Source organism: Enterococcus sp. LJL120 (genome assembly GCF_054871765.1).
This window is the reverse complement of sequence record NZ_JBTXLV010000002.1, coordinates 108,313-130,401: the sequence shown is the minus strand read 5'-3', so window position 1 is coordinate 130,401 and position 22,089 is coordinate 108,313. Positions and strand designations below refer to the sequence as shown.

Sequence of the window (22,089 nt, the reverse complement as noted above, 5' to 3'; positions counted from 1 at the left end):
AATCCGATAAGCAGAGGTTTCTAGTTAACGGCGCAGCTAAGACAAGGTATAATGAAAAGAAAACGAGGAGGTGGCCCACAATTGAAAAAAGTAGCAGAAGTGATTGTCGATGTGCCAACGATGCAGACGGACCAGCCTTTTACCTACGCGCTACCCTCCTTTTTAGCGGAGACGCTGCAGGTGGGCATGCGAGTAGAAGTGCCCTTTGGAAATGGCAACCGGCATCTGCAGGGCTTTGTTGTGGCAATCAATGATTCATCACCTGAGACCTCGGCAATTTCCTTGAAAACTATTGTGCGGACGCTGGACTTAGCGCCTGTTTTAAATACTGAGCAGCTGGCCTTGGCAGATTATATGAAGGAACAAACTTTTTCCTTTAAAATTACTTGTCTGCAAACGATGCTGCCCAGTGTGTTAAAGGCCGAGTACCACAAGAGTATCGTGCCTGTGACAGAAGACCCTCAAGTGGCTGCTCTCTTTCCGAATTTTACAGAAATCATGTGGGAGGAAGCAGAGGAGCGGGGAATTTTGAAAGAATTGCTGGACTTACGCAAAGCCGGCAAGGTCGATATTCGCTATCAGGTCAATGAAAAAAATAAAGTTAAAACAGAGCGTTTTGTGAAACGGGAAGTCACGCTAGAACAATTACAAGAAATTCAAGCCGGCCTAAGAAAAAATGCGCTAAAGCAAATTCAACTGATAGAGCTGCTAGCTGTGACCGAGCAGCAGTCTGTTAAATGGTATAAAGAACAAGGCTTGACGACTGCTGTCTTAAATCAAGGAGCACAACAGGGCTGGCTAAGTTTTTTAGAAATTGAAAGCTACCGGGACCCTTTTAAAGACCGGGAATTTACTCAGACGACAGCCTTAACGCTAAATGCTGAGCAGCAGATTGCCGTCGATGCAATTTTAGCTGCCAAAGCGCAAAAAAAAGCGCAAGTCTTCCTATTAGAAGGCATCACCGGCAGCGGTAAAACCGAAGTGTATCTGCAAAGTATTGCCGAAGTTTTAGAGCGGGGAGAAACCGCCATGATGCTGGTGCCGGAAATTTCTTTAACGCCACAGATGGTGGAACGTTTTAAAGGCCGCTTCGGTGAACAAGTTGCCGTGCTCCACAGCGGCTTATCCCAAGGAGAAAAATACGATGAGTGGCGCAAGATTGAGCGGGGGGAAGCCCAAGTCGTAGTCGGCGCCCGTTCGGCTGTCTTTGCTCCTTTAAGCAATCTCGGTTTAATCATCATCGATGAAGAGCATGAAGCCAGCTACAAACAAGAAGAGACGCCAAAATATCACGCCCGCGATTTAGCAATCTGGCGGGGAGAGTATCACAAGTGTCCGGTGGTCTTAGGCAGTGCGACGCCGTCATTGGAATCCCGAGCACGGGCCCAGAAAAATGTTTATCAGCTGTTGCGCTTAACGAAGCGGGGCAATGCTCAGGCCACGTTGCCAACAGTTGAAATAATCGATATGCGGGACGAGTTTAAAAAACAAAATACCAGCTCCTTTTCCAGTATTTTGCTGGAAAAATTAGTTGATCGCTTAGACAAAGGCGAGCAAAGTGTACTGATGTTGAATCGGCGGGGCTATTCTTCCTTTGTAATGTGTCGTGATTGTGGGTATGTCTTGCCTTGTCCCAACTGTGAAATTTCGTTGACCTTACATATGGATACCAAAACGATGCGCTGTCATTACTGCGGTCATGAGGAACGGATTCCCCATCGCTGTCCTAATTGCGGCGAAGATAAAATTCGTTATTACGGTACTGGCACGCAAAAGGTAGAAGAAGAGCTGCAAACTCTTTTGCCAGCTGCCAGGATTTTGCGGATGGATGTCGACACGACTAGACGCAAGGGTGCCCATGAAAAAATTCTGCAGCAGTTCGGCAGCCACAAAGCAGATATTTTATTAGGTACGCAGATGATTGCCAAGGGATTGGATTTTCCAGATGTGACCTTAGTCGGCGTGTTAAATGCCGACACAGCCTTAAATTTACCGGATTTTCGGGCCAGTGAGCGCACGTTTCAACTGCTGACTCAGGTCAGTGGTCGGGCTGGTCGAGGCCATAAAGCCGGTGAAGTGGTGATTCAAACCTTTAATCCAGAGCACTACAGTATTCAGCTGGCGGAACAGCAAAATTTCGAAGCCTTTTACCAACGAGAGATGAAGGTGCGGCATCATGGCGGTTACCCGCCGTATTATTTCACGGTGAAAATTACCGCTAATCATCCAGAAGAGGAAGTCGCTGCTCGCAAAATTTTCCAAGTGGCGCGTCAGCTACAAGCGGCTCTTGGTCCTAATAGCATTTTCTTAGGGCCGACACCTGGAGCCATTGCCCGGATTAAAAATCGTTACTATTATCAACTGATTATCAAATACAAACAAGAACCGCATTTGGTTGAGGCTTTGGAAAAAATCCTCAGTGAATCACAGAAGGAACAGCAGCGGGGCTTGTATTTATCAATCGACAATGAACCCCTTAGTTTTATGTAGAAAAAGGAAGGTGAGACATGCGGTTACCGATTATTTTATATCCGGATTATCGTTTGAAAAGAATGGCCGAGCCAGTCAAAGTCATCACAGATGAGCTGGTGGAATTATTAGATAATATGCAGGAAACAATGGTGGCCCACGATGGCGTCGGTCTTTCAGCACCGCAAGTCGGGGTGAACCTGCAAATTGCCATCGTTGAGGCAGACGAGGGGGAAGTCATTGAATTGATTAACCCGAAAATTGTCAAACGTAGCGGCGAAGACATTGATGTTGAAGGCTGTCTTAGTTTGCCGGGAAAATACGGCACCGTTAAACGCAGTACAGAGATTACCGTGATTTATTTTGACAGAGAAGGCGATGAGTTGGAGATGGAGGCCTTTGATTATCTGGCCCGCATTATCCAGCATGAAGTTGACCATCTACAGGGGAAAGTTTTTATCGATAAGCAGATTGAAGCGATTCCCGAAGCTGAATTAGAAAAGTATATGGAGGAACACCAGCATGACTAAAGTGGTATTTATGGGGACACCGGCATTTTCGGTGCCGATTTTAGAGGGCTTGCTTGAGGCCGGCTATGAAATTCAAGCGGTGGTGACCCAACCGGATCGACCCGTTGGCCGTAAAAAAATTATCACACCGCCACCGGTCAAAGCGGCGGCTTTAGTCCATGACTTGAAGGTTTTGCAACCGGAAAAAATTTCCGGCTCACCGGAGATGGCAGAAATTATTGCCTTAAAACCAGATGTGATTGTGACGGCTGCTTTCGGTCAATTTTTACCAGAGGTGATTTTACAAGCGCCGCTTCACGGAGCGATTAATGTTCATGCTTCTTTACTGCCGAAATATCGTGGTGGGGCGCCGGTTCATTACGCTGTGATGAATGGCGACTCAGAAACTGGCGTAACCATTATGGAAATGATTAAAAAAATGGATGCCGGCGGAATTTTTGCCCAAGGAAAAATTCCTATTACTCAGCAAGATGATGTCGGCACGATGTTTGATAAGCTGAGCCTATTAGGTAAAGAGCTGCTGTTGACAACGTTACCTGAGATTTTGGCGGGAAATATTACGCCAACACCACAGAAGGAAGCCGAAGTAACCTTCTCACCAAACATCACACGAGAACAAGAAGCGATTGACTGGCAGTTAAGCGCAACAGCTGTTGACCAAAAAGTGCGGGGACTGCGGCCGTGGCCCATCGCCTTTACAATGGATGGCACTAGCCGCTGGAAATTGTGGCAGACGACTGTTTTAACAGCGGAAGCCACAGATGCGACACCTGGCACCATCATCAAAAAAGATAAAAAAAATCTTTGGGTGGCCTGTGGCGGCGGTACCGTTTTAGCTATCGATGAGCTGCAGCCAGCCGGTAAAGGCAAGCAGAAAATCCAAGAATTTCTCAATGGCAGCGGTCAAAAAGTTCAAGAGGGAGATTTATTAGGCTGATGGCAAAAAAAATTCCCAATAAAATAAAATATTCGGTTCGCTATCTAGCATTGACGGCTTTAGAAAAAGTATTTGCCGGCGGAGCTTATTCAAATCTGCTTTTAGCTGATGTGATGAAGCAGGCGAATTTAGGTCCCAAAGACAGCGGTCTTTTAACAGAAATTGTTTACGGTACGATTAGCCGCAAGCTTTTACTGGAATTTTACCTTGAGCCTTTTACTAAAAAGACCAAAAAAATCGATCCATGGGTCCAAAATTTATTATTGTTATCGGCGTATCAGCTGACTTTTTTAGATAAAGTGCCAGACCATGCTGTCTTAAATGAAGCGGTGGAAATCGCAAAGGCCCGTGGCAATGACGGCATTGCGAAGTTTGTTAATGGTGTTTTGCGTAATTATCTGCGCAAAGACTTGCGGGATACCCAAACGATTCAAAATCCCCTTGAACGCTTATCAATTGAAATCAGTATGCCTCTTTGGCTCGTGGAAAAATTGACAGAGCAACTAGGGGAAGAAAAGACGCGGGAACTTGGGGAATCCCTCTTAGTTCCAAGTAAAGCTAGCGGACGGGTTGACTTAAGGGTATTGAGTAGAGAAGAAGCGATTCAATCCCTTGAAGAAGATGGCCTAGAGGTGAGCGCCAGCCAAGTCTCGCCCTTTGGTGTAGTTGGCCAAAAAGGGCGCTTAGCAGTTAGCGGATTATTTAATGATGGCCTATTGGCGATTCAAGATGAAAGTTCGATGTTAGTAGCGCCGACTTTAAAAATTGCCCCGCAGCATAAAATTTTGGATGCCTGTGCTGCGCCTGGCGGCAAAACTACGCATATGGCAACCTATTTAGAGGCGAAGGCTGGCGGCGAAATTATTGCTTTGGACATTCACCAGCATAAATTAAAATTAGTAGAAGATAATGCTCGCCGTTTGCGGGTGGAGGATGTTATCACCACCAAAGAGTTGGATGCTCGAAAAGTGCAGGGAGCTTTTCCGGCAGAAAGCTTCGACCGGATTTTAGTTGATGCCCCTTGTTCCGGTTTAGGCTTGATGCGCCGGAAACCAGATATCAAATACACTAAAAAACCGGAAGATTTTCTTAAATTGGCGGCTATTCAACAAGAAATATTAGCCAGTGTCGCCCCAACATTAAAGAAATCAGGTATACTAACATATAGCACTTGTACGATTACCCAAGAGGAAAATCAGCAGGTAATTGCCAAGTTTTTAGAGGACCATCCGGATTTTAAAATAATTGAACCAGTCACCAATCCCTTTATGCAACAATTTATCGTCAATCAGTGTATCCAGCTTTATCCGCAGGATGCCATGACCGATGGCTTTTTCATCTGCGTCATGCAAAAGGGGTAAGTGTTTTAGCGGGAAATGACAATGGAGGAAAGTTTGATGGAAATTCGTTTTCAATCTGATGTAGGTAAGCGCAGAAAGATGAATCAAGATGCCGCAAATGTCTTTGAAAATCAAGTCGGCCTGCCGTTAGCAATTTTAGCGGACGGGATGGGCGGTCATTTAGCCGGTGATGTTGCCAGCCAAATGATTGTGACTGAAGTCGGCAGCGCCTGGCAGGAAAATGCCAGCCTGACGGTCAAAGAGATTACTGAATGGCTGACAGAAAACATTCAAGCGGTCAATCACAGAATTTATGACATCGGCGAATTGCAGCCTGAATATGATGGCATGGGCAGCACAGCTGTGATGGCGGTCATTTTAGAGGAACAATACATCATCGCCAACGTCGGGGATTCCCGCGCTTATTTATTGCGGAATCAAGAGATTTCGCAAATTTCTGATGACCATTCTCTGGTCAACGAGCTAGTCAAATCTGGCGAAATTACACCTGAGATGGCGGAAAAGCATCCTAATAAAAATATTTTGACCCGCACTGTGGGCATGCCCAATCAGATTGCTGTGGATATTTTTGTTGATCAATGGCGGACAGACGATTATCTATTGCTCTGTTCAGATGGCTTGACCAATATGGTTTCAGAAGCTGAGATTGCCGCAATTGTCTTTCAAGAAAAAAGTTTAGCAGATAAAGTAGAACAATTAGTCGCCGCCGCAAATGAAGCCGGCGGGGCGGACAATATTACGGTATTGATTATTCAGTTAAAGGAGGATAACCAATGATTGAGATTGGCAGTAAATTAAACGGCCGCTATGAAATAATTGGTAACATTGGTAGTGGTGGCATGGCGCATGTTTTTTTAGCCAGAGATTTAATTTTAGATCGTGAAGTTGCTGTCAAAGTTTTGCGTTTTGATTTTCAAAATGATCAAACGGCGATTCGTCGCTTTCAGCGGGAGGCCTTAGCTGCAACTGAGCTGGTGCATCCGAATATTGTCAGCGTCTATGATGTTGGTGAGGATAACGGCCTGCAATATTTGGTCATGGAATTTGTGCGGGGGATGGATTTGAAACGTTATATTCAAACCCATTTTCCAATTCCCTTCGGCAAAGTCGTCGATATTATGGACCAAATTTTATCGGCGGTGGCATTGGCCCATGAGCACCGCATTATTCACCGGGATTTAAAACCGCAAAATGTTTTGATTGATGAAGACGGGGTTGTCAAAATCACCGACTTCGGGATTGCGATAGCCTTATCTGAAACATCTATTACCCAGACAAATACCATGCTAGGGTCAGTCCATTATCTGTCACCAGAACAAGCCCGAGGCAGCATGGCCACCAAACAGTCAGATATCTATGCAATGGGCATTATTTTATATGAAATGCTGACAGGACAAGTACCTTTTGACGGCGAATCAGCAGTCACGATTGCCTTAAAACATTTTCAAGAAGAGCTGCCGGAAATTCGTGATTTTAATTCCAACACGCCGCAGTCTTTAGAGAATGTCGTGCTTCATGCGACCGCCAAAGATCCGTTGAATCGTTACCAAACGGCAGAAGAAATGCAAGATGATTTACGGACGGCCTTAAATCCGGAACGCTTAAACGAGCCTCGCTGGGTGCCAGCGGTTCACGACCAAGCAACGATTGCAATGGCGGTGCCTATAGCATCAGACACACCAATTGGTCAGACAGCTACACAGCCGATGCCGACTTTTCCAGAGGATACCGATCAGCCGAGTAAAAAAGAACCAACGCCGCCACCTAAAAAAAATAAACGCAAAGCGATGATCATTGGTTCCATTTTAGCTTTAGCGGTTGTGATTGGCGCGGTTTTATTCTTCTTAGGTTCTGGCGGTGAAACGGTAACTATACCAGATGTCAGTGGACAGACGGTCGCAGAAGCCACCACAACTTTAGAAGATTTAGGCTTGGAAGTCGCTTCAGAAACCAAAGAAGTCACCAGTGATGAAGTCGAAGCTGGCTCAGTAGTTCGAACAGATCCTGAAGCCGATGCTCAAGTGCGAACGGGTCGAGAGGTCACTCTCTATGTGAGCACGGGTGCTACGAAAACCTTAGCCGATTATTCCGGCATGACTTATGAAGAAGCCGTCGCTGCATTAGAAGAGTTAGGCTTCACGTCTGCTCAAATTGAGCGGGAAGAGGACACTAGCGCCACCGTGGAGGAAGGGGATGTGATTTCCCAAACCCCGGATGCTGGAACTGAAGTTGATCCGTCTGATGAATCCGTTACGGTTACACTGACAGTCAGCACTGGTCCTGAAACGGCAAGGGTTGGCAATTATGCAGGGATGACCTATGACGATGCCGTCGCAGCCTTGGAGGAATTAGGATTTTCTTCATCGCAAATTAGCCGCAACAATATGCCAAGCAGCACGGTAGCAGAAGGCACAGTCATCAGTCAAACACCAACTAGTGGAACAGAAGTAAACATTGGAACTGCTGACACGATTACGCTAAACGTTAGCTCAGGGCCAGAAGAAATTACTTTAGAAGATTATTCTGGGATGACAGCAACTAGGGCGCGAAGCGAATTAGAGGCGTTAGGCTTAACTGTCAATGAAGAGCAAGCCTACAGCGATACTGTTGCTTCCGGCAATGTAATCAGTCAAAATCCAAACTCTGGCAGCACTGTTCGCAGTGGTTCGTCTGTTACACTGACAGTCAGTCAAGGACCTGAACCCGCTGAAACGGTTACTCTGCAAGACTTAGTGGGGCAAACTCAAAGCTATGCAGAAGGCTATCTACGGGGGGCCGGTTTAACTGTCTCCACAACCACTGCCAGCTCGACAACCGTTGAGGCCGGCTTAGTGATTAGCATGAGTCCAAACGCCAGAACAGCAGTTGAAGTCGGTTCAACCGTTCAGATAGTGGTCTCAACCGGCTCAACTACGAGTTCTTCTGATAATAATTAGTAAAATATTTTTAGGGAGTCGATTTTTAAACTCCCTAGCTAATCGGCTAGTTTTTGGACTAGCCGATTTTTTTGTACAATGCGGTGGATTGCCCTTTCATTCCCCAAGCCTTTTGAAGTATGCTAAAATAAAACGGAATAGACGCCTGAACAGCAAAGCTAATTAAATTGAAGGAGGGGAAGAGAATTAAAGGACAAATCAGAAAAGCGTTAAGTGGTTTTTATTATGTGTATGCCGATGGACAAACTTATCAAACACGAGGCAGGGGAAATTTTCGCAATCGCAAGATTACGCCGCTGGTAGGAGATCAAGTGGTCTTTGAAAGTGAAAATCTGACGGACGGCTACCTCTTGGAAATTTTGCCGCGGCACAATGAGCTTGTGCGGCCGCCGGTGGCCAATGTCGACCAAGGCGTGATTGTCACCAGCATGGTGGAACCGGATTTTTCTTATAATCTTGTCGATCGCTTTTTAGTCACACTGGAAAATAAAGATATTGAACCGATTATTTATTTGACGAAGACCGATTTATTAACGGACCTGACTTTAGTTAAAACGGTGCAAGCTCTGTATGAGGAAATTGGTTATACAGTTATCGCTGCCCAACCGGATAATTTAAATGAGCTAGAGCGGCTTTTTCCGGAAATGCTAACTGTTTTCATGGGGCAATCCGGTGCTGGGAAATCGACATTGCTCAATCGGATTTCGCCAGATTTACAACTGGCGACGGCTGAGATTTCAGAAAGTTTAGGTCGTGGGAAGCACACGACTCGTCATGTGGAATTATTGCCCTTGTATGATGGACTTGTCGCAGACACGCCGGGCTTTAGCTCGATTGATTTTTTGGAAATGACCGTGCAAGAGTTGCCCCGCTATTTTCCTGAATTCGTGAAGGCTGCGCCCCATTGTCGTTTTCGCGAGTGCCGCCATAGTCAAGAGCCTGGCTGTGAAGTCAAGCGAGAAGTCGAAAGCGGGGAAATCGCGGAGAGCCGCTACCAAAATTATCTGCAGTTTATGGCGGAGATTGAAAACCGCCGCCCAGTTTATAAAAAGAAGAAATGAGGATTTATTAATGATGATGAAAATTGCTCCTTCGATTTTAAGTGCTGATTTTGCCAATTTGCAACGGGATATTGAATTAGTGGAACGGGCCGGCGCTGATTACATTCATGTCGATGTAATGGATGGCCAATTTGTGCCCAATATTACTTTAGGGCCGAATATTGTTTCGGCCATTCGCCCGGTGACCAAGCTGCCTTTAGATGTTCATTTGATGATTGTGCAACCGGAAAATTTTATTGAGGCTTTTGCAAAAGCCGGCTCCGATATTATTACCGTGCACGCTGAATCTACGCCGCACATCCATCGAGCGGTTCAGATGATTAAAAGTTTTGGCGTGAAGGCTGGTGTGGTCATCAACCCTGGTACGCCGATTTCTGCTATCCAACATGTGCTAGATATGGTGGATCAAGTCTTGATTATGACTGTAAATCCCGGCTTTGGTGGACAGAGTTTTATTGAGGATAGCTTGAATAAAATTGCTGCACTAGTCGAAATTCGTGAGAATTTCAACTGGCATTTTGATATTGAAGTGGATGGCGGCATCAATACGGAAACGGCTCAGCGCTGTAAAGAAGCTGGGGCGAATGTTTTCGTGGCGGGCTCATTTATCTATGATGCGGAAGTGCCGACAGAGCGCTTAAAAGCTTTACAGGAAGCGTTGGCCTAAATGGAGGTTTTGATGATTGCCGGTGGCGACTTGACGGACTGGCCGGAAAATTTGCCGCAAGCAGATATTTATGTGGGGGTCGATCACGGGGCCTTAACGATTCTAGAGCTAGGCTGGCCCCTCAGCTTAGCCGTGGGGGATTTTGATTCTTCAACGGAAGCGGAACGCCAGCGGATTTTTGCTGAAGCTGGTGAAGTGGTGACCGCCAAAGCCGAAAAAGATGATACAGATACCCAACTGGCTCTAGTAGAAACTTTTAACCGCTGGCCGACTGCTCAAGTGACAATTTTAGGAGCCATCGGTGGGCGCCTCGACCATTTTTTAGCGAATCTCTGGCTAGCAGTAGAGCCTCGTTTTCAACAATATGCTCAGCAGATTTGCTTAAAAAACCAACAGAATTCCCTCAGCTATCTGCTGCCGGGAAGACATGAGATTCATCGGCAGGCTGGCTTTGACTATCTAGCTTATTGCTGCTTGACGCCAGTCAGCAATTTAACTCTGAGAGATAGCAAATATCTCTTAGATCATGTCGAGGTTTCCGTGCCGACCTCTTATGCCAGCAATGAATTTATCAGCGACACGGCTGAATGTGAATTTGATTCCGGCTTGATTGCAGTTATTCAAAGTCGGGATTGAAAAAATTGAATTAACAAACGAGGGACAATCACGGCTGCCGATTGTCCCTTGCGTTTTTATTTGATTACTAGAAATGTTGCCACATCTCTAGACTTCTAGATTATGACTTGCCAAGAGAAAAATTTCTGCTTAATCGTTTGATCTTCAGAGCCTTCATTTATTTTTTGAACCGCAAGCCAAACTTTGTTTCCTCAACCATGAAACCACCAGTTTGCATTGTGCTAGTATAGCTGTCCACATACTTGCCGAATTTAGAAAGTAGCGTTTGATAATCCTGTTGAGTTTGGCAAAAGACATCACAGCCACGGTCATCATAAATGTGCAGAAGGATTTTTCGGTTAGGTTCAAAAAAGATTAGCGGGTGCTCTAGGTGTAAAATGGTTGCATCAAAAGCTTTAAAATCTTGATAGATTAAAGCTCTCGCTAGTTTGAAAAGTAGCGCTGGTGGAGTCGTTAGGGAAAAGCTAGTAGTTCGCAATGTTCCAGTCTCAAATTGTAACGGCCGAAAGGTTTCAGTATGTAATTTTGTCTTGGGTAGCCATTTGCGCAGCGACTTTTTCTGATAGAGATATTCAAAGGTAAAAATTTCTGTCGAAGCACCAAAAATTTCGCTGATTAATGCTTGTGCTATCAGTGTACTTTTATTTAAAATAGTTGCTGTGATTTCGCCGGGAAAATAATAGGAAAGATTCATCCGAAAATGATAGGCAGGTTGTTGGCCAAAGTATAAGGTAGCTGGACCGTTTGCATAATCAGAGAGATAAACTGTTTGCAGCTGAGATATCAGCTGCTCGTCTAAAGCAGTCATTTGCAGTAAGCGCCTCCTTTTTGGAACTAAGCTCAGCATAGCTTTTCCAAAGGCAATAGTAAAGCCCAAGTAAAAATAAAAATTAACTTAAGACCGCTAGTCCGGCTTTTTTTTGGCTAAAAAGAGTGGTAGAATTGGGCTTACGAGTTTAAAAAAGTACGAGGTGTCCTTGTGAAGAAGTTTAATCCCAATAAAAATATTATCATCATTTTAATTATTGTGATTGTGGTGGTCGTGGTGATTAGTGTGACTGCTGCCAGTCGTGATGAAGACAGTGAAGCAAGTTTCCCACAATCTGTGGTGAATGATGTAGTCGGCTTTGCTGATAGTATTGTAACAGCACCTGTCAACTGGATTACAGATGGGGTGGCTTCATTACAGGACTTATTTAATACCTATGAGGAAAATCAAAATTTAAAATCTACTTTAGATAGTTATGAATCTGTCGTCCAGCAAAATTCTGACTATGAGCAGCAAATTACTGATTTGCAGCAGCAGCTAGAGTTGACGAATACCTTATCTGATTATGATACGGTTAATGCCAATGTGATTTCCCGCTCGCCTGACGCGTGGCAGGACAATCTGGTGATTGATGTCGGTTCCAACGACGGCATTGCCAAAAATATGGCCGTGATGTCACAACATGGCATCGTCGGCCGCGTCGTTGAGGTTAGTGACAACACATCAAAAGTTGAATTGTTGACCACTGATAATGAAACGACAAACCACTATCCTGTTAAAATTACAGCAACTGGTGAAACTGCCGGAATTTCTTATGGTGTCTTAGGTTCTTATGACAACGAAAAAAATCAGCTGGTGATTTCTCAAGTAACCGGTACGGCGGATATTGCTGTTGGTGATTTAGTCCAAACCTCAGGGCTTGGCGGCAACTCGCCGGCTAATTTAGTCATCGGAACTGTCGCTGAAATTGTGGCGGACAGTGATGGTTTAACGAGTCAGATTTATGTTACACCGAGTGCTGACCTCTACAATATTTCCGTTGTGACAGTTGTCGAACGGGCGGTTGGAGGGGAGTAGCCAGTGAAAAAATATGCGGTGTATTACTTACCCATCTTACTCTTTATTTTGATGCTGCTTGACAGTCATATTACCACTTTTATTACCGCCCTTAGTCAGGGAATTTACTTAGCTAACAGTCATTTTATTTTCTTGGCAGCTTTGATTGCCAGTAACTATTTTCCCAAGCGGTATATGTTGATTACGATGACGGTTTTAGGGCTAGTTTATGACAGTTATTATATAGGAGTGATTGGTGTTTACGCAGTCGCTTTTCCACTAGTGGTATACCTGATGTATTCGCTGGGAGATATTATCCATACGAATATATTTACGTTATTTTTCGGTTGGGTAATACTGATTACAATTTTTGAAGTATATTCAATTTTAGTGCAGTGGATTTTCCAATTTTCCACTGTGGGCAGTCTCTTTTTTATCACTAGATATTTGGGTCCAACGTTATTATTAAACATCTTGATTTTCATTCTATTTAATTGGCCGTTTAAGAAATTGCTTAGTCGCTAAGCAATTTCTTTTTTATTTTAATGAAACATTTTTGTAATATAATATTTATATCGCTGACATATAGCTATGATACAATGCCCTTGTGCTTAAATTTAGCAAATAATTTAAAAGAATTTTAACTATATTAAAAAATCAGAACAAAGCATCTCGGGGGGAACCAGCTTGAAAAAGAAAGTTTTATCAGGGCTATTAATAAGTGCTATTGCATTATCAGTTGTTGCACCAATCGCAGCATCAGCAGATGATTACGATGCTCAAATCCAAAGTCAGCAAGATTTAATCAACTCATTACAAAGCCAACAATCAGATTTGCAAACACAAATCAGCAGCGTACAAGCGGATGTTGACAGTATCAACAGTCAAGCTGAAGAGTTATTGGCTCAACAAAAAACTTTAGCTGAAGAAGCTGAACAATTACAAAATGAAATTGTTTCTTTACAAGAAAGAATTGAAAAACGGGAAGCTACGATTCAAGATCAAGCCCGTGACGTACAAGTTAATGGCAGCAGCACAAACTTCATCGATGCTGTGATCAACTCTGAATCATTAACAGATGCGATTTCTCGCGTGACAGCGATGACGACAATCGTCAATGCTAACAACGAGTTAGTCAACCAACAAAAAGAAGATAAAGCAGCGGTTGAGCAAAAGCAAACTGAAGTTGCTGAAAAGCAAGAAGAAGTTAACGCTACTCAAGTTGAATTAGAAGCGCAAAAAGGCGACTTAATCAACAAACAAGCTGAATTAAATGTATTAACAACAACTTTAGCAGCACAACAAGCAACTGCTGAAAGTGATAAAGCAGCCTTGGAAGAACAAAAAGCGCAAGCTGAAGCGGAAGCAGCGGCTTTGATTGCTGAACAAGAACGTATTGCAGCGGCAGCATTAGAAGCGCAGCAACAAGAAGAAGCTCAAAATGATACTCCTGCTGGTAACACTAACGGCGGCAGCAATGGTAGCGGAAGCACACCTAATAATAATAATGGTGGTGGAAACTCTGGCGGTACAGTAACGCCGACACCAATTCCAGACCCAGCTCCATCAACTGGCGATACTTCTTCAGTTAGAAGTGCGATTGTCAGCTATGCACAACAATTCTTAGGTACACCATATGTCTGGGGTGGCACAACTCCAAGTGGTTTTGACTGTTCAGGTCTAACTTCTTATGTGTACTCTAATGCAGCTGGTATCAGTATCGGTCGGGTAACAACCGCTCAAGAATATGCTGGAACAGTGATTTCTGTATCAGAAGCACAACCAGGAGATTTAGTTTTCTTCGGTTCTCGTGGTAGCACTCATCACGTTGGGATTTACCTTGGCGGCGGCCAATTTATCCATGCACCATCAACTGGCGATGTTGTGAAAATTACCAGCACTGCTTATTATGCACCAAGCTTTGCAGTTCGTGTATTATAATCTAGAATGAATTTTAAAGCCTTCACGATTTTCGTGAAGGCTTTTTTGCGGTTAATTTTCAAAGCGCTTGAGATATTTTGGCAATTCCTCGCTGATGCGTGTCGGCAGTACGACGTAGGCATCTGCGGCCAAATCATCAGCAATCATGCTATGGAGATAAACGGCAGCAGCAATTGTCCGCGGGTTGCTCGGAAATTGGGCTAAAAAGCCAGCGATGATGCCGGCCAGGGTATCGCCGGTGCCACCAGTCGCCATGGCGGCAGTACCCAATGGATTTTCCAGCGGCGGGTTATCAGAAAAAACGGTTGTCCGGTGACTTTTAGCTACAATGATAGCTCCTAAATGGTCACGGGCCTCTTGGCTACTTTCCAGATTTTGTTGGTTGATAGCAAGACCACTCAACCGTTGCCACTCCATTTGGTGGGGAGTAAATACGGTTTTCTTTGGATAAGGCAAGGTTAAGTGTTCTTCAGCAAATAAAGTGATGGCGGATCCGTCAATAATCAGCCATTGATTTTCCTGCTGTTGCGTTAAAACTAAGGTCAACAAGGATAAACTCTTGGCGGATAAGCCTAGCCCGGAACCAATTAAAATCACATCGGCTGTCTGCAAAGTTTCTTTAAGTAACTCTTCTTCAGTAAAACTCACCACCATCGCTTCTGGCAAGCGGGCATGCAGAGGAGCGTGGTTTTTCTCATCCGTCACCACGGTAGTCAGACCGCTACCGCTATTGATACAGGCTGCGGCAGCCATGATAATGGCGCCGCCGTAATGATGGTCCCCGCCAATCAAGACACTGCGGCCAAAAGTTCCTTTATGGGAATCAGCGGGTCTTTTTTTGATGACTTCTGCTAAAATTTCAGATTGAATTTGCATAAGGACTCCTTCTAAAAATTTGTTTTTCTTTATTATACCTTTAAAAAATGTTTCCTGAAAAATCTTGCTGCGACGAAAGAGATTTCTTTTTCTTTTCCTTTGAATAATGGTAAGATGAAAGGCGAGAGCTTTGCAGATTGCCGGTGAAATTACTGGGCAATCGGTAAACAATTAAATTTTAGGAGGCAAAAATCATGACAATTGATTGGAAAAAAGAAGTGGAAGCCCGCAAAGAGGCCCTTCTTGAAGATTTGCAAAACCTTTTAAGAATTAACAGTGAGCGAGATGACAGCCAGGCAACAGCGGATGCACCCTTTGGACCTGGACCCCGGGATGCTTTGAAACATATGCTGGCTTATGGTGAACGGGATGGCTTTGTTGTCAAAAATGTTGACAATTACGCTGGCCATATTGAATACGGCGAAGGTGCAGAAACATTAGGCATCTTTGGTCACATGGATGTGGTGCCGGCTGGAGATGGCTGGGATACAGACCCTTATGAACCAGTTATTAAAGAGGATAAAATTTTTGCCCGTGGCTCTAGTGATGATAAAGGCCCAAGCATGGCAGCTTATTATGCGCTAAAAATTATCAAAGACTTAGAATTGCCATTGTCTAAAAAAGTTCGCTTCGTAGTCGGTTCTGATGAAGAAAGCGGCTGGGGCGATATGGATTATTACTTCGAACAGGAAACAAAACCTGATTTCGGTTTCTCTCCGGATGCGGAATTCCCGATTATCAATGGTGAAAAAGGCAACGTGTCTATTCGTGCCTATTTTGCTGGAACGAATGGCTCAGAATATGTCTTAAATTCATTTCAATCAGGTCTGCGGGAAAACATGGTTGCGGGTGCAGCCACGGCTGAAATTACGGTTCCTAAAGGCTCTGAGGAAGCTATTGTGGCTGCTTTTGCTGCCTACTTAGAAGCAGAACCAGTTTCTGGTGAAGCGGTAGTTTCAGGAACTAAAATCACATTGAATGTAACAGGGAAAGGCGCTCACGGTGCGAGCCCTCAAAGCGGGATTAATGCGGCAACTTTCTTAGCTAAATTCTTAGTCAGATATAATTTCGAAGCCGGTGCTACTGCCTTCTTAAAAGCAGCCGGTGAAACATTACATGAAGATTTTTATGGTGAAAAATTAGGTGTGGCTATGGATGACGCTAAAATGGGTAAGTTGACCATGAATGCTGGCCTTTTTGCCTTCACTGCTGGCGCAGAAGAAAACTTTATCAATATGAACTTCCGTTATCCTCAAGGGCAAACATCAGACGGCTTGTTAGCAGCCTTAACTGAAAAATTTGGTGCAGCTATTACTAAAATCGAAAAACGCCCTCATGATATGGCACCTCATTACGTGCCAATGGATGACCCTTTGGTGGCAACTTTGCTGCAGGTGTATGAGGATCACACAGGTCAAAAAGGCTTCGAACAAGTGATTGGCGGCGGAACTTATGGCCGTTTACTAAAACGTGGCGTTGCTTATGGCGCTATGTTCCCTGGTTATACGGATACCATGCATCAAGCTAACGAATTTATGGCTTTGGACGATTTATTTAGAGCGACTGCGATTTATGCAGATGCAATTTATCGGTTGGCGAAGTAGGCTTATTGTTTTATTGGCGAAGAACTCCTTTACTAGTGGAAGTTCTTCGTCATTTTTATTTACAATATAATTTTTTATCGCTCAACTTTATTTTGAATAAAAACATTTAAAAAAATTTTTTTTTTTGTATAATAGAGGTGTATCATTATCATAAAACAAGGAGGATTCTAAGATGAGCTCTAGTTACCTAAACTCGTTAATAACTAGTAAACTAGAACACCAAAGTGAAATAGAAAAGAAAATAAGTGCCTATTTTTCTACTGTACCAGATACAATTATAGTTGAGAAAACTATAACTGAGTTGTCAGAAGAAATTGGTGTGTCGATTACAAGTATCTATTCTTATGTAAAGAAACTTGGTTTTAAAGGATTTCAAGATTTTAAGATTAAAGTAGCCTCTAGCTTTTTGACTAATAGAAAAAAAGACAAATTGACCATTCTCTCGGACATTGACTCACAAAGTTCACCTATGGATATCACTAATCGGATAGTTGAATATAATATTGATTTATTGCAAGACTTTAATTCTTTTGTGGATGAAGAGACATTACGAGATACTTTAGATATTTTATACCCTGCTAATAGTTTTAGTTTTTTTGGGCAAGCAGCATCTTCAGCTTTAGCCTATGATGCTTATATAAAATTTCTTAGACTTGAATATAGCTGTAATTACTATATGGATTATCATGTTCAGTTGATAAATGCTTCAAAGTTGAAAAAAGGCGATGTCGCATTCTTATTTTCACATTCTGGAAAAACTAAAGAGACAGTTGAGATTGCTAAAATTTTAAAAGAAAATGGTGCTAAAAACATTGTTTTCACAGGTGATGCAAATTCTGATTTAGGAAGACTAGGGGATGTAACATTCGTTTTATCTACAGAGGAGACTGCATTTGGCTTGGAATTTATCACATCCCGAGTGGTATATTCGACTTTAGTAGATATTTTATTCTTATGTTTACTTTATGATGATGAGGAGAGTAATAAGGAATCGATTAAGACGATTCGCAAAGTTTTAGATATTTCTAAGAAGTAAAAAAAACATCTCAAATTTTTTGAGATGTTTTTTTTGGATTCGCTTGCAAAAAAAATTTTTTTATATATAATTAAATTATCAAAAGGCGGCCACCTTTTTGCTATAATAAGTGTCTAAAATTGAGAATATTGGATATTTAGAATTTTTTTTGAATCGATTAACAAAAAAATTTTTTTGGAGGTAGGGTATGTCGATTGTACAAGCTTTAATCATTTCTGTATGGGTTGCTTTAATCCAAGCTCGTTTTTTTGGATACACGGGCTTAAATTTGAGATTCAGTCCTTTGATGACAAGTCTATTTGTTGGGATTGTTTTAGGTGATGTTACACAAGGGGTAGCAGTTGGAGCAGCTATTCAATTAATTTCTATGGGCCAAATTGCTCCAGGTGGGCAAATGGCAACTGAGCCAGCTGTTTCTGGGGCAGTTGCCACTTCTGTAGCCATTCTAGGAAATTTAGATCCAGCAGCAGCAGTTGCGATTGCAGTACCGGTTGGGATTTTAGGTAGCTATTTATATACGTTCAAGATTATCGTCAACTCTTTTGTTACAAAATATATTGATAAAGTGGTAGATAACTTGGAGGACAATAAATTTACTTTTGCTATGGGAATTGTTCCAACTCTATTGACGATGTTGACACATGTGCCAGTAATGTTTATTGCTTTATATTTTGGTGCGGATTCAATTGCTCAAGTTGTCACATCTTTGCAAGATACAATTGCCTTTCATATTCTTGATGTAATTGCAGGATCTCTAGCGGCTGTTGGGATTGCAGTGTTAATTAGAATTATTGGTGAAAAAACAGATTTGATTTTCTTTTTCATCGCTTTCTTTTTTGCAATCATGTTAAAGGATCTTAACATAACTATGGTAACTTGGGCGGTTGTTGGGATTTTGATAGCTGGTCTATATACATTAATCATATACAAAGCGGAGGAGATGGTGAAAAATGCAGAATAATTCAGTTGAAAATAAGGACCATGGTTTAACAAAAAAAGATTTAAATCAACTTTGGAATAGATGGTGGTGGATGAATGAAATCCCTCGAACTTATGAAAGACAAATTGCGCCAGCGTTGATGTATGCCTTAACACCGATACTAAAAAAAATATATAAAGATCCAGATGATTTGAGGGATGCTTACAATAGACATTTAACTTTTTGGAATACTGATGCAATCTGGGGTGGGGGTACAATTTCAGGAATTACCGCATCATTGGAGGAACAACGGGCAAAAGAAATTGATGAAACAGGAGATGAAGAAAATTTTTCTTCTGATTTAATTGAAGCAACAAAAGTTGGTTTGATGGGGCCGATGGCGGGGATTGGCGATTCCATAAATAATGGAACCTTGCAATATCTCTTAATCGCAATTGCTTTACCTTGGGCAACGGAAGGAAATTGGATTGGCGCTGTGATTCCATGGTTCTTTTTCTCACTTATTACCTATACTTATGGCAGATATTTTGTCCATTTTAGTTATCGGTTGGGAAGGCAGGCAGCGAAAGAACTGATTTCTGGTGCTAGAGCGAATCGAATAATGAAAGCCTTAACTATTTTAGGAATGTTCATGATGGGAATTACCGGTGCTAGGTATGTTAATCTTCAATCTTCATTAGAATTTACCTTATCTGAAAGAGCATTTTCATTACAAGGGATTCTAGATTCTATTTTGCCAGGGATATTACCTTTGGGATTAATATTATTCCTATATTTCTATTTTGAGAAAAAGGGCTTAAACGTATTAAAAGGAATGCTAATTGTTACAGTAGCGTTGGGAATTTTAGCAGCAATTGGAATACTATAAAAGTTTAGTGGGGGATTTATATAATGGGTGAAATTACATTTGCAAGAGTGGATAGTAGATTGATTCATGGTCAAGTTGTGACAAAATGGGCAAAATCATCAGGTGCAAATCATATTTACATTATTGATGATGTTGTGAATAATGATGAATTTTCAAGAGATATTTATATTTCATCAGGAAAGCGGTATGGTTTTGCTGTTAAAGTTTTCGATACTAAAGGTGCAATGGCAGAGTGGAATGGTAACCAATTTAATGGGGATAAGGTTTTTATCATCTTCAAAAATGTTGAAACAGCCATTGAATGTATCAAAGAGGGATTACCTTTACCAACCTTAAATTTGGGTGGTATTCCTAAGAAAAAAGGGAAAGAATTCTTTATCAAAAATGTAGCTCTAACGGAAGAGGAACAACAAGAACTGGAGCAACTCTCAAAAGAAAAAAATATTCCTATCTATGCTCAGACAGTGCCTGATGCAGCTAAAAAGAATATTTAATAAGGTGATGGGAGGAGCGAACGATGAATAAAACGGCTGTAGTAAATTCAAAAAGTTTTGGGAAGTATTTTCCTGAACATATTGAAAAATTAAATACACTTGGTGGAGTAGATATACTAGATATTGATATTCATTTTAGTTCAGAAGAAATTGCTGAACAATTAACGCAATATGAGTATATCATCGCTAGCGTCACACCAGACTTTGACAGAGATTTTTTTGAAAAATCACCAAACTTAAAATTAATTGCTCGACATGGATTGGGCTACAATAATGTTGATATTGATGCGGCAACAGAACATGGCGTGTATGTAACTAAAGTTGAAGGGATTGTGGAACGAGAAGCAGTGGCTGAACACACGGTAGCCCTATTGTCCTCATTGGCGAGGTGGATTCCCCAAGCAAATGATTCTCTTAGAACTCAACCCTGGTCCAGTCGCTCTAAGTATGGTGGGGTTGAATTAAACAATTCAGTTGTTGGTATTGTCGGGTTCGGCAATATAGGCTCACGAGTAGGAGAAATATTAAACAAAGGCTATGGTTCAGAAGTGCTTGTTTATGATCCATACAAAAATGAGGATTATATAAAGCGCTATGGCGGAATAAAAGTTTCTTTAGATGAACTGCTGGAAAGGGCTAATTTAATTACCATCAACGCTTCAGCAAATGAAAAAAATATAAAGATGCTGTCAAAGGATCAATTTAAAAAAATGAAAGAGGGCGTCTTAATCGTCAATACTGCCAGAGGAATTTTACTTGATGAAGTAGAACTGATTTTAGCATTAGAGACAGGTAAAGTTGCGGGTTATGCTGCTGATGTCTTTAATTCAGAACCTATTGAAGATGATAATCGACTGAAGAGCTTTGACAATGTTATTTTGACTCCGCATATTGGTGCCTACACTTACCCAAGCTTAAAGGGAATGGGTGACAATGTCGTTGGTAATGTAGAAAAAGTGCAAAAAGGAATACTGCCTAAAGAAATTGTAAATGAAGGAGTGGTGCCAAAATGATTGGAATTCATATCGTTTCCCATGGAGAAATCTGTACGGGGATTTTAGATACTCTACAGATGATTATCGGAGAAGTAGACAACATCGGCTATACCAAGCTTAATGAAGAATCGGACGTAGATGATTTTCGTAATGAGATGTTAAAAGAAAGTCAGCGGTTAGACGATGGCGAAGGTGTCTTAATTTTAGCAGATATGTTCGGAGCTACACCTTATAATACAGCTATCTTCAATTCGAGAAATTTCGACACTAATAAGTACAAAATTGTAGCGGGATTTAATCTGCCGATTTTAATTGATGCAGTAATGAGTCGAGAGACGATGACGTTGGTCGAATTGGTAAAAAATATCGAAGCTAATATGGCTGAGTCAATTGTCGTTAGCTAAAGTACGGAAGAATAGAACTAAAGAAAAAGTAGACAGAAACTTTGATGAGAGGGATTGGTTATGGAGATAGCGATTGGTTATGATCATGCTGGCTATCAGCTAAAGGATACTGTTTTAGCAGTCTTGAATGGTTTGGGCTATCAAGTAGTTGACTTTGGTCTTAAAAGTGATGAGTTTACTTATACGACTCCAATCGCAGAGCAGGTTAGTGATTTTGTGGTAGAGCATCATACGAAAGGTATTCTAATTTGCGGTAGTGGTGTAGGTATGTCCATTGCCGCCAACAAGCATAAAGGAATTCGTTGTGTTTGTTGCTCAGATTTGTACACATGTAAGACTTCCCGCAGTCATAACAACACTAATGTTTTGGCTTTTGGTGCTCGCATTATCGATTCAGAATTAGCAAAAAAGTTGGTTCATACTTGGCTGACGACAGATTTTGAAGGCGGTAAGCGAGAAGTTTCTTATAATTTGATTACCCAACTGGAAGAACAGAATTTTAAGTAATT

General features: G+C 42.1%; 22 protein-coding genes. 20 read left to right on the top strand and 2 right to left on the bottom strand.

The features are described 5' to 3' along the window. Positions 1 to 81 precede the first annotated feature (81 nt). The 9 genes from priA to ACYSNU_RS03730 all read left to right on the top strand — a co-directional run bounded on the left by priA (position 82) and on the right by ACYSNU_RS03730 (position 10,597). Positions 82 to 2,490, top strand: coding sequence for a primosomal protein N' (gene priA, locus ACYSNU_RS03770; RefSeq protein ID WP_461735879.1), 2,409 nt, complete (start codon positions 82 to 84; stop codon positions 2,488 to 2,490). A 17-nt stretch (positions 2,491 to 2,507) separates the two neighbouring features. Next, positions 2,508 to 2,999 (top strand): peptide deformylase, encoded by a 492-nt coding sequence (def, locus tag ACYSNU_RS03765; RefSeq protein WP_461735878.1) that lies wholly within the window; start codon positions 2,508 to 2,510, stop codon positions 2,997 to 2,999. Continuing rightward, a complete protein-coding gene (gene fmt / locus ACYSNU_RS03760; RefSeq protein WP_461735877.1) occupies positions 2,992 to 3,936 on the top strand; it encodes a methionyl-tRNA formyltransferase in 945 nt (314 codons plus the stop codon). The genes def and fmt overlap by 8 nt, the downstream gene beginning before the upstream one ends. Then, positions 3,936 to 5,297, top strand: a complete 1,362-nt coding sequence (gene rsmB, locus ACYSNU_RS03755; RefSeq protein WP_461735876.1) for a 16S rRNA (cytosine(967)-C(5))-methyltransferase RsmB — start codon at positions 3,936 to 3,938, stop codon at positions 5,295 to 5,297. Before fmt ends, rsmB begins: the two co-directional genes overlap by 1 nt. Positions 5,298 to 5,333: 36 nt before the next feature. Next, positions 5,334 to 6,074 (top strand): Stp1/IreP family PP2C-type Ser/Thr phosphatase, encoded by a 741-nt coding sequence (locus ACYSNU_RS03750; protein WP_461735875.1) that lies wholly within the window; start codon positions 5,334 to 5,336, stop codon positions 6,072 to 6,074. Then, on the top strand, positions 6,071 to 8,233 hold the full coding sequence (pknB, locus tag ACYSNU_RS03745) for a Stk1 family PASTA domain-containing Ser/Thr kinase (RefSeq protein WP_461735874.1): 2,163 nt from the start codon (positions 6,071 to 6,073) through the stop codon (positions 8,231 to 8,233). Before ACYSNU_RS03750 ends, pknB begins: the two co-directional genes overlap by 4 nt. Before the next feature lie 167 nt (positions 8,234 to 8,400). Further along, positions 8,401 to 9,294: a ribosome small subunit-dependent GTPase A gene (rsgA, locus tag ACYSNU_RS03740; RefSeq protein ID WP_461735873.1), complete on the top strand. Its 894-nt coding sequence runs from the start codon at positions 8,401 to 8,403 to the stop codon at positions 9,292 to 9,294. Between the two features lie 16 nt (positions 9,295 to 9,310). Next, positions 9,311 to 9,961, top strand: coding sequence for a ribulose-phosphate 3-epimerase (gene rpe / locus ACYSNU_RS03735; protein ID WP_461736164.1), 651 nt, complete (start codon positions 9,311 to 9,313; stop codon positions 9,959 to 9,961). After that, complete coding sequence (locus tag ACYSNU_RS03730; RefSeq protein WP_461735872.1) at positions 9,962 to 10,597, top strand: thiamine diphosphokinase; 636 nt, start codon at positions 9,962 to 9,964, stop codon at positions 10,595 to 10,597. It begins immediately after the preceding gene. Between the two features lie 157 nt (positions 10,598 to 10,754). Here ACYSNU_RS03730 and ACYSNU_RS03725 read toward each other — a convergent pair whose 3' ends face one another. Beyond that, positions 10,755 to 11,405, bottom strand: a complete 651-nt coding sequence (locus ACYSNU_RS03725) for a DUF3885 domain-containing protein (RefSeq protein WP_461735871.1) — start codon at positions 11,403 to 11,405, stop codon at positions 10,755 to 10,757. Between the two features lie 171 nt (positions 11,406 to 11,576). Between ACYSNU_RS03725 and mreC the strand changes: the two genes are divergently transcribed. From mreC to ACYSNU_RS03710, 3 genes are all read left to right on the top strand, one after another. Further along, a complete protein-coding gene (gene mreC / locus ACYSNU_RS03720) occupies positions 11,577 to 12,443 on the top strand; it encodes a rod shape-determining protein MreC (protein ID WP_461735870.1) in 867 nt (288 codons plus the stop codon). A 3-nt stretch (positions 12,444 to 12,446) separates the two neighbouring features. Then, entirely contained in the window at positions 12,447 to 12,947 is a 501-nt protein-coding gene (gene mreD, locus ACYSNU_RS03715; protein ID WP_461735869.1) for a rod shape-determining protein MreD, read from the top strand. Positions 12,948 to 13,109: 162 nt separating this feature from the next. After that, positions 13,110 to 14,363, top strand: a complete 1,254-nt coding sequence (locus tag ACYSNU_RS03710) for a C40 family peptidase (RefSeq protein ID WP_461735868.1) — start codon at positions 13,110 to 13,112, stop codon at positions 14,361 to 14,363. Between the two features lie 51 nt (positions 14,364 to 14,414). On the opposite strand, the gene ACYSNU_RS03705 is transcribed toward ACYSNU_RS03710, so the two are convergent. Next, a complete protein-coding gene (locus ACYSNU_RS03705; protein ID WP_461735867.1) occupies positions 14,415 to 15,239 on the bottom strand; it encodes an NAD(P)H-hydrate dehydratase in 825 nt (274 codons plus the stop codon). A 194-nt stretch (positions 15,240 to 15,433) separates the two neighbouring features. On the opposite strand from ACYSNU_RS03705, the gene pepV reads away from it, so the two are divergent. From pepV to rpiB, 8 genes are all read left to right on the top strand, one after another. After that, the gene (gene pepV, locus ACYSNU_RS03700; protein WP_461735866.1) at positions 15,434 to 16,843 is read left to right on the top strand and encodes a dipeptidase PepV; all 1,410 of its coding nucleotides are present in this window, start codon (positions 15,434 to 15,436) and stop codon (positions 16,841 to 16,843) included. A gap of 172 nt (positions 16,844 to 17,015) precedes the next feature. Further along, positions 17,016 to 17,879: a MurR/RpiR family transcriptional regulator gene (locus ACYSNU_RS03695; protein WP_461735865.1), complete on the top strand. Its 864-nt coding sequence runs from the start codon at positions 17,016 to 17,018 to the stop codon at positions 17,877 to 17,879. Between the two features lie 187 nt (positions 17,880 to 18,066). Further along, positions 18,067 to 18,840 carry a PTS sugar transporter subunit IIC gene (locus ACYSNU_RS03690; RefSeq protein ID WP_461735864.1) on the top strand — a complete coding sequence of 258 codons (774 nt, stop codon included), beginning with the start codon at positions 18,067 to 18,069 and terminating at the stop codon, positions 18,838 to 18,840. Continuing rightward, a complete protein-coding gene (locus ACYSNU_RS03685) occupies positions 18,830 to 19,687 on the top strand; it encodes a PTS system mannose/fructose/sorbose family transporter subunit IID (protein ID WP_461735863.1) in 858 nt (285 codons plus the stop codon). Before ACYSNU_RS03690 ends, ACYSNU_RS03685 begins: the two co-directional genes overlap by 11 nt. A gap of 23 nt (positions 19,688 to 19,710) precedes the next feature. Further along, positions 19,711 to 20,181, top strand: coding sequence for a PTS sugar transporter subunit IIB (locus ACYSNU_RS03680; protein ID WP_461735862.1), 471 nt, complete (start codon positions 19,711 to 19,713; stop codon positions 20,179 to 20,181). A 23-nt stretch (positions 20,182 to 20,204) separates the two neighbouring features. Further along, positions 20,205 to 21,194 carry a D-isomer specific 2-hydroxyacid dehydrogenase family protein gene (locus tag ACYSNU_RS03675; RefSeq protein WP_461735861.1) on the top strand — a complete coding sequence of 330 codons (990 nt, stop codon included), beginning with the start codon at positions 20,205 to 20,207 and terminating at the stop codon, positions 21,192 to 21,194. Next, on the top strand, positions 21,191 to 21,580 hold the full coding sequence (locus tag ACYSNU_RS03670) for a PTS sugar transporter subunit IIA (protein WP_461735860.1): 390 nt from the start codon (positions 21,191 to 21,193) through the stop codon (positions 21,578 to 21,580). The genes ACYSNU_RS03675 and ACYSNU_RS03670 overlap by 4 nt, the downstream gene beginning before the upstream one ends. Before the next feature lie 60 nt (positions 21,581 to 21,640). Next, positions 21,641 to 22,087: a ribose 5-phosphate isomerase B gene (rpiB, locus tag ACYSNU_RS03665; RefSeq protein WP_461735859.1), complete on the top strand. Its 447-nt coding sequence runs from the start codon at positions 21,641 to 21,643 to the stop codon at positions 22,085 to 22,087. Positions 22,088 to 22,089 lie beyond the last annotated feature (2 nt).